Source organism: Corynebacterium sp. HMSC056E09, from assembly GCF_001813425.1.
Taxonomy (GTDB): Bacteria; Actinomycetota; Actinomycetes; order Mycobacteriales; family Mycobacteriaceae; genus Corynebacterium; species Corynebacterium hesseae.
In genome coordinates this window covers 1-908 of the sequence record NZ_KV812509.1, presented here as the reverse complement: position 1 = coordinate 908, position 908 = coordinate 1, and the positions used below count along the sequence as shown (strand labels likewise).

General features: G+C 59.4%; 1 protein-coding gene. It reads right to left on the bottom strand.

All coding sequences use genetic code 11. The features are described from left to right. Nucleotides 1-96 precede the first annotated feature (96 nt). Nucleotides 97-908 (bottom strand): VaFE repeat-containing surface-anchored protein (locus HMPREF2912_RS13025; protein WP_168166649.1); only part of this gene is annotated, 812 nt, incomplete at its 5' end.

Sequence of the window (908 nt, the reverse complement as noted above, 5' to 3'; positions counted from 1 at the left end):
GTGGACTCACCCGGCTTACCCGGAGTGGTCGACTCGCCAGGCTTGCCCGGAGTGGTGGACTCACCCGGGTTGTTCGGAGTGGTCTCCTCGCCCGGCTTAGACGGGGTCGTGGACTCGCAAGTCTCGTCGCCCGGCTGCTCCGGCGTGGTTGGACTCAGACGGCTCATCCTTAGAGGTCACAGTCTGAGCCTTATCATTGATGTCCTCGTGCTTAGCAATGTCGTTCGGGTTCTCCGGATCAGTACCCGGAGTCTCCTCGCCCTTGTCGTTGACCTCAACCGAAGTCAACTCCTCGAAAGCAACCGCAGCCTCAACCGGCTCCTTCACAGACTCATCAACAGTGATCGTAACGACAACCTCACCGTTAGCAGACTCCGGAGTAAAGGTCTTCTCACCCTCACCCAGAACGGTCTTGCCGTCCTCCTTGGAAATCAGCTCAGCAAACAGGGTGTATTCCTTACCCGGAACCAGGTTCTCATAGGTAACACGGTCATTGACCTGCGCACCAGCAACAACCTCGGTTGCACCGTTAGCAAAGTCAGCATTCGTCGAAATCTTCGGCTTACCAGACTCATCACCCGGCTCACGCGGAGTCGTGGACTCAGACGGCTCCTCACCAGGCTTATCCGGCGTGGTGGACTCACACGGGTCATTCGGGGTCGTGGACTCACCCGGCTTACCCGGAGTGGTCGACTCACCAGGCTTGCCCGGAGTCGTTGACTCGCCCGGATTATTCGGGGTAGTCTCCTCGCCCGGCTTAGACGGGGTCGTGGACTCACAGGTCTCGTCACCCGGCTTGTTCGGAGTCGTCGACTCAGATGGCTCCTCACCAGGCTTATCCGGGGTCGTAGACTCACACGGATCGTTCGGAGTGGTGGACTCACCCGGCTTACCCGGAGTGGTCGACT